The sequence below is a fragment of the Pseudomonadota bacterium genome, assembly GCA_030859565.1.
GTDB lineage: Bacteria > Pseudomonadota > Gammaproteobacteria > JACCXJ01 > JACCXJ01 > USCg-Taylor.
Genome location: JALZJW010000169.1, coordinates 1 through 6714, shown reverse-complemented (window position 1 = coordinate 6714; position 6714 = coordinate 1). Strand labels below are relative to the sequence as shown.

Annotated in this window: 7 protein-coding genes; 5 read left to right on the top strand and 2 right to left on the bottom strand. The window is 61.2% G+C overall.

Annotation, left to right across the window (positions count from 1 at the left end; translation table 11 throughout):
* From M3436_18155 to ggt, 5 genes are all read left to right on the top strand, one after another.
* On the top strand, nucleotides 1-855 hold an 855-nt coding region (locus tag M3436_18155; GenBank protein ID MDQ3565931.1), incomplete at its 5' end, for an insulinase family protein.
* Complete coding sequence (locus tag M3436_18150) at nucleotides 852-2225, top strand: insulinase family protein (GenBank protein ID MDQ3565930.1); 1374 nt, start codon at nucleotides 852-854, stop codon at nucleotides 2223-2225. The genes M3436_18155 and M3436_18150, both read left to right, overlap by 4 nt.
* Nucleotides 2206-2778 carry a 16S rRNA (guanine(966)-N(2))-methyltransferase RsmD gene (rsmD, locus tag M3436_18145; GenBank protein MDQ3565929.1) on the top strand — a complete coding sequence of 191 codons (573 nt, stop codon included), beginning with the start codon at nucleotides 2206-2208 and terminating at the stop codon, nucleotides 2776-2778. The genes M3436_18150 and rsmD overlap by 20 nt, the downstream gene beginning before the upstream one ends.
* 13 nt (nucleotides 2779-2791) lie before the next feature.
* A complete protein-coding gene (gene coaD, locus M3436_18140) occupies nucleotides 2792-3280 on the top strand; it encodes a pantetheine-phosphate adenylyltransferase (protein MDQ3565928.1) in 489 nt (162 codons plus the stop codon).
* A 53-nt stretch (nucleotides 3281-3333) separates the two neighbouring features.
* On the top strand, nucleotides 3334-4989 hold the full coding sequence (gene ggt, locus M3436_18135; GenBank protein ID MDQ3565927.1) for a gamma-glutamyltransferase: 1656 nt from the start codon (nucleotides 3334-3336) through the stop codon (nucleotides 4987-4989).
* A gap of 102 nt (nucleotides 4990-5091) precedes the next feature.
* Here the strand turns inward: ggt and M3436_18130 are convergent, their stop codons facing one another.
* Entirely contained in the window at nucleotides 5092-5988 is an 897-nt protein-coding gene (locus tag M3436_18130) for a methyltransferase domain-containing protein (GenBank protein MDQ3565926.1), read from the bottom strand.
* A 262-nt stretch (nucleotides 5989-6250) separates the two neighbouring features.
* Complete coding sequence (locus tag M3436_18125; protein MDQ3565925.1) at nucleotides 6251-6454, bottom strand: cold-shock protein; 204 nt, start codon at nucleotides 6452-6454, stop codon at nucleotides 6251-6253.
* Between the last annotated feature and the right edge of the window lie 260 nt (nucleotides 6455-6714).

The following is a 6714-nucleotide window of genomic DNA, read 5'->3' as shown; positions in this document are numbered from 1 at the left end:
CCATACCGGCAGCCGGTCATCGGTTGGATGAACGACATTGAACAGCTCAACGCGACCGATCTCCGCAGTTGGTATCGGCGCTGGTATGCGCCGAACAACGCAGTCGTCGTGGTGGTGGGCGATATCGTCACCGATGAGGTGGCCGCGCTGGCTAGGAAATACTTCGGCCCGGTGCCCAAGTCCCCCGTGCTGCCCGTGAAGTCCCGCACGGAGGTGGCGCAAAAAGGGATACGTCGCGTGACCGTCCGGCAACCGGCGAAGGTGCCTTATTTGTTCTTGGGTTTTAAAGTCCCGGTTCTGCGCACGGCCATCGGAGGGTCGAAGCACGTCAGCCACGAAGAGGTGTATGCCCTTGAGGTGCTCGCGGGTGTGCTCAGCGGCGGCGACAGCGCGCGCTTGAATCGGCGGCTGGTCCGCGAGCGCCAGATCGCGGCCGCGGCCAACGCCCGATATAGCTTGACGGATCGCTTGGATAGCCTCTTCGTGTTGGAGGCGACGCCCGCCGAAGGCCGCACGGTCCAGGAACTGGAAACGGCGTTGCGTGAGGAAATCGCGCTCCTCAAGACCAAGCCCATCGACGCGGCGGAACTGCGGCGCATCAAGACCCAGGTGATCGCCAACGATGTCTACGAGCGCGACTCGATGTTCTATCAAGCCATGCAGATCGGCCTCATGGAAACGGTGGGGCTCGATTGGCGGCTCAAGGATCAATATGTCGACAATATCAAGGCCGTGACGGCCGAGGCGGTTCAGAGTGCGGCGCACAAGTATTTTGTTGACGACCGATTAACCGTTGCGATTATGCAACCGGTCTCCTCATCCAGCCTCCCCGCGACCGCTGAAGGAGCGTTATGAAAAATCGTTGCTTCATCCTGTTGCTGATGCTGTGCGCATCCGCGGCTGCTCCCGCCGGCCCGCGGATCGCGTCCTGGCAAACCGCTTCCGGCGCCAAGGTGCTTTTTGTCCGGGCCGGCGAGATCCCCATGGCCGATGTCCGCGTCGTCTTCGATGCCGGCAGCGCGCGCGACGGCGCGCAATGGGGATTGGCCGGCTTAACCAATGCGATACTGGCGGAAGGCGCTAACGGCCTCTCTGGGCAAACGATCAGCGAGCGCTTCGATGACGTCGGCGCCCGCTACGGCAGCGGCGCCCTCCGGGATATGGCCTGGGTCAGTCTCCGCAGCATCACGGAGCCAGCGAGCCTGGAGGCGGCGCTCACCACGCTCGCGCAGGTCTTGCAGTCGCCCGACTTTCCCGCCTCGGCCTTGGAACGCGAGCGCAAGCGGATGCTAACCGGATTGAAACAAAGAGAGCAGGATCCCGGCGCCAAGGCTGAGGACGCGTTTTATTCTAATTTGTATAAAGATCATCCCTATGGCTCGCCGCCTCAAGGGAACGAGAGGACGTTATTGGCGTTAAAGCGCGAGGATGTATTGGCGTTCTACCGGCGCTTTTACAGCGCGCGCAACGCGATCATCGCGATTGTCGGCGATCTCGATCAAGACCGCGCGGCGGGCATCGCGGAGCGGCTCACCGCCAACCTGCCGGCGGGTGCCATGCCGCCGCCATTGCCGCCGGCGCCGGCGCTAAACCAAACCCTGGAGGTCAAGGTTCCGTTCGAGTCGACCCAAACGCATGTCTGGGTGGGCGCTCCCGGAATGGCGCGCGTGGATCTGGACACCTTCCCGCTGTACGTGGGCAATCACAGCTTGGGCGGAGGGGGATTCGTATCACGCTTATATAAGGCCATCCGCGAACGGCGCGGGCTGTCTTATAGCGTTTACAGTTATTTCATCCCCATGCGCGTCACGGGCCCGTTTATCGCCGCGTTGCAAACGAGCAATGCGCAGGCGGACCAGGCGCTCGATCTGCTCGTCGACACCGTACAGAATTATATCGAGACGGGACCCTCGGCGGCGGAGCTCGAAGCCTCAAAGAAGAATATCCAGGGCGGATTCCCGTTGCGGATAGACAGTAACAGCGAAATCGTCGAATACCTCGTGATCATCGGCTTCTACAATCTGCCGCTCGATTACTTGGAGACCTACGTGGACCGGGTCAAGACCGTGAGCCTCAGTGAGATCCGCGACGCGTACCAACGGCGGCTGCACCCGGCGAATCTCGTCAAGATCATCGTCGGGCCGGAACGCGCCGAGACCGCATCGGCACTGCCGGCGGCGCCCCCGCCAGCGCTTCGGCACCTCCATGGTGGCGGCACTCCATAGCAAGGCGCCCGGCAGCGTCCGGATCATCGGCGGCCAATGGCGCCGGACACGGCTGCCCGTGCTCGATGTTCCCACCCTGCGGCCGAGCGGCGATCGCGTGCGCGAGACCCTGTTCAATTGGCTCCAGCCCGTGATCGCGGGCAGCCGTTGCCTGGATCTCTTCGCGGGCACCGGTGTATTGGGGTTTGAAGCGGCTTCGCGCGGGGCTCGCGAGGTGGTGATGGTGGAAAAAAACCACAAGGTAGACAAGGTGTTGACGGAGGCCGCGCGGCGATTGAGCGCGCGAGCGGTCACAATCGTCAACCAGGATGTGCTCGCGTACCTGGATGGTCCGGGCCGGCCCTTCGACATCGTCTTTATCGACCCCCCCTTCGCGCACCGACTCTGGGAACCCTGCATGCTCAAGCTGCAAGCGGGGGGATGGCTGCAGCCCGGCGCTTCCGTGTTTGTCGAAACACCGCAGGGTATCATCCTTTCTTTGCCGGCCCGGTGGGCAGTGGAACGCAGCGGCCGCGCGGGGAACGTGGACTACCTGCTCGCTCGTGCCCATTGATCCGCGGCCTACCATGCGCATCACCGCCATCTACCCCGGCAGCTTCGATCCGATTACCCACGGCCATACGGATATCGTCATGCGGGCCAGCCGCCTTTTCGAGCGCGTGGTGGTCGCCGTAGCCGCGAGCACCACAAAACATACCGTATTCACGGCGGAAGAGCGGCTCGCGTTCGCGCAGACCGTTTTTGATGGAGTACAAAACGTCACGGTCTGCCGCTTCGACGGACTGTTGGCCGATGCGGCGCGCGAGCACCGGGCCAGCGTGATCTTGCGCGGGCTGCGCGCCGTCTCCGATTTCGAGTACGAGTTTCAGATGGCCGGCATGAACCGCAAGCTGGTGCCCGAGGTCGATACCCTGTTTTTAACCACAGTTGAACAGTACGGCTACATCTCTTCGAGCCTGGTCCGGGAGGTGGCTTCGCTCGGGGGAGATGTGAGTGAGTTCGTGCATGCCTCGGTCGTCGCGGCGTTAAACCGGCGGCTGCCGCGGCGCGGGTGAAGACCTCGTCGGCGTCGAGCCGCCGCCTGGCAATCCTTGTCAGCCTCTGGTTTATCTGTACACCGCCGTCCCGCGCCGGGCAGGGGACACAAGCGGCGGTCGCTAGCGCCCACCCCCTCGCAACCGAGGCAGGGACCGAAGTCCTCGCGGCCGGGGGCAATGCCTTCGATGCCGCGGTAGCGGTAAGCGCTGCCTTGGCGGTGGTGGAACCGTACGCTTCCGGGCTGGGCGGCGGCGGGTTTTGGCTCCTGCACCGCGCCCGCGACGGTAAGCAGGTTTTCTTGGACGGGCGTGAGACCGCGCCGCTAAGTGCAGCGCGCGACATGTATGTTAAACCGATCCCCGGTGCATCGATTAACGGCGCGCTCTCGGCCGCCATCCCCGGTTTGCCGGCGGGCCTCGCGCACCTCGCCGCGCACTACGGCCGCTGGCCGCTCAAACGATCTCTTGCGCCCGCCATCGATCTGGCTCGCGGCGGCTTTGCGGTCACGCCGCGCTACCGTGAAATGGCGAAGCTGCGGCTCAATGCCTTGCGCGCCTCCCCGGCCGCCGCCGCGGTGTTCTTGAGCGGCGGCGAGCCGCCGTCCGTAGGCTACCGGATCGTGCAGCCCGATGTGGCCAGTTTGCTTGTAGACCTCGGCGAGCACGGCGTGGCGGCATTTTATACAGGGGAATTCGCCGCCCGCTTAGTGCAAGGCATCCGCGCCGAGGGAGGGATCTGGAGCCGGGGCGATCTTGCCGGCTACCGCGTCGTCGAGCGCGAGCCTATCCGCGCGGATTACCACGGCGTTCGCATCGTCTCCGCGCCGCCACCCTCATCCGGGGGGATCGTGCTGGCCGAAGCCCTCAATATCCTGGAGGGATACAAGCTGGACCGCTTCGATGCGCCCACCCGTAAGCATGTGATCGTCGAGGCCTTGCGCCATGCCTATCGGGACCGCGCGGAGCACCTGGGCGATTCGGATTTTGTCGCGGTTCCTCTAGAGCGGCTCCTGAGCAAGGGTTACGCGCGTGCGCACCGGCGAGGCATCGATCTTGGAAAAGCGACGCCGAGCCATCGCTTACCGGCGGAATCGGTGTCCGGATCCGGCAACACCACGCATTTTTCGATCATCGACTGTGAGGGTAACCGCGTGGCCGCGACCCTCAGCATCAACTTCCTGTTCGGCTCGGGTTATATGGTCCCTGGGACGGGCGTGCTGTTGAACGATGAAATGGACGACTTCAGCGTCAGTCCGGGCGTTCCCAATGTGTATGGCCTGGTGGGCGGAGAAGCCAATGAGATCGCGCCGCGCAAGCGGCCGCTCTCGAGCATGACGCCAACGTTCCTGGAAGATCGCGATCGGCTCGCGATCGTGGGAACGCCGGGGGGTAGCCGCATCATCAGCATGGTGTTGCTCTCGGTTCTCGATTTCGCCGCTGGGCGCCAGATCTCGACTTGGGTGGCGCGCCCGCGGTTCCATCACCAGTATTTACCCGACCGCATCGAATACGAACCTTTCGCGCTCACTCCAAACGAACGAGCCGGCCTGCGGCGCCGCGGCCATGCCCTGACGCGATTAACGCGCCGCTACGGAAACATGCAGGCAATTTTCGTGGACGCCACCGCGCATACTGTTCACGCAGCCAGCGATCCGCGAGGCGAGGGAACAGCACGAGTCTTAAGCCACGGCTTGTGTACGCTTGCGCAAGGATCGAATCCGCGCTAAGACGGCCTTGGGGGAGGCACCTGTGCGACCCTCCGCCCGTAACCCATGTCCTCGGCCTTTTCTGTTACCTATCTCTCCAACCGATTAATTAGCCGAGCTTGGTTATTCCTTATGCGCGACGATTCGCAATCGCCTGTAGTCGGCAAACCAATGCCCGTCGGCAAACAGGATGCATCGCGTCTTATCCTCCACCTTTCGTAGTACCTGCTCTTTCTTATGGTCCGGGACATGGCTCATCACGCCCTGGTCAAACATCGCTATCCAGTTCCGCAAGCCCTGCTCTGCGGCTTCGAGCTTTGTTGGCCTGTCAAAGAGAACGGCACTTCTTACGAAAAGGCCATGCCGCTCGAGGAAGCCCGAGTATTCCGAGACGCTAGGGTAGTACCGGCCGTGCTCAACCTTGACCTCTAACACCTCCCAGATGGCCTCCCGAACGGCCGTCGTGATCGCGGCGATATTTCCTTTGCCACCCAACTCAACGACAACCCTACCGCCTTGCTTCAGGGACTGGGCCATACAAACCACAGCTTGTTCCGCTTCAGTTACCCAGTGAAGCGCGGCATTTGAGAAAACAGCATCGAAAGGCTCTGTAAACGAGAAATCCGCCGCGTCGGCCAAAACAAAGTTAATAGCCGGCCATGCTGTTTGTGCCGCCTCAATCATCTCCGGCGAGCTATCAATGCCTACGACCTCCGCTCCCATTTCGGCAATGAGCTTGGTGAGATGACCCGTGCCACACCCGACATCCAAAATCCGCTCCCCGCGCTTAGGGTTTAGCAGTGCAAGCACCTCTTCTCCATACTTGAATACGAAAGAGTGCTTTCGGTCATACAGAGATGAGTTCCATTTCATATTTTTCGTTCGCACTTCGCTATGTTGCGGGAGCAAATTAAGTTCTTGGCAATGAGCCGCGCCGCGCTGCAATTGCACCTCGTCGATGCCGACCTCGAACGAAAGCTCTCGAACTTCCGGGTCTATTACAACCTCTACCGGGTTCACAGCGGGATCGATGGGAGCACGCCCGAAGAATGAAGCGGCAATCGTAATGAACCGTCACTATCGTTGAGCGGCTTTTGCTGGATGTCGCACTGTCATGGCTTGTTCCAGATACCGATAGCCGCCTAAAATTGGATTTGGCTCAGGACACCTTGAGGTGCTCAATCAAATTACGCCTTCGCTCCGTCTCTCCTTACCTTCCTGCAAAAAAAGACCCCGCCGGGTGGCGGGGTCTCGTGAAACCTGCTTACGCAGTGCTTGATGTTTAGGCCGGCTGGACTGTCGCCGCCGACGGGCCCTTCGGGCCCTGCTCCACGTCGAAGGTTACCTTTTGGCCCTCCGCCAGGGACTTGAAGCCGCCGCCCTGGATGGCAGAGTGATGCACGAATACATCCTTGCCGCCGTCTTCCCGGGTAATGAAGCCGTAGCCCTTACTGTCGTTGAACCACTTTACTATTCCTGTAATCACGGAAATACCTCTGTTTGGTTGAATTGGAATGGTGCAATCCCGATCCTGAAGGCGACATTGCGGGAGTAACTACCGAAAAAACCTGGAGGGACTTCCGAACTGACTACAAGACGCGCACTGCAACGAATGCATTATAAGTGATATGGACACAAAAAGCTATAATCAGCCTATTCCAATGCAAGATGAGTCTGAAGGGAGGGCTTATTTCTAACACAAGATGAGTCTGAAGTAGGTCGGCGACTGTTCATGATGGGAGGATG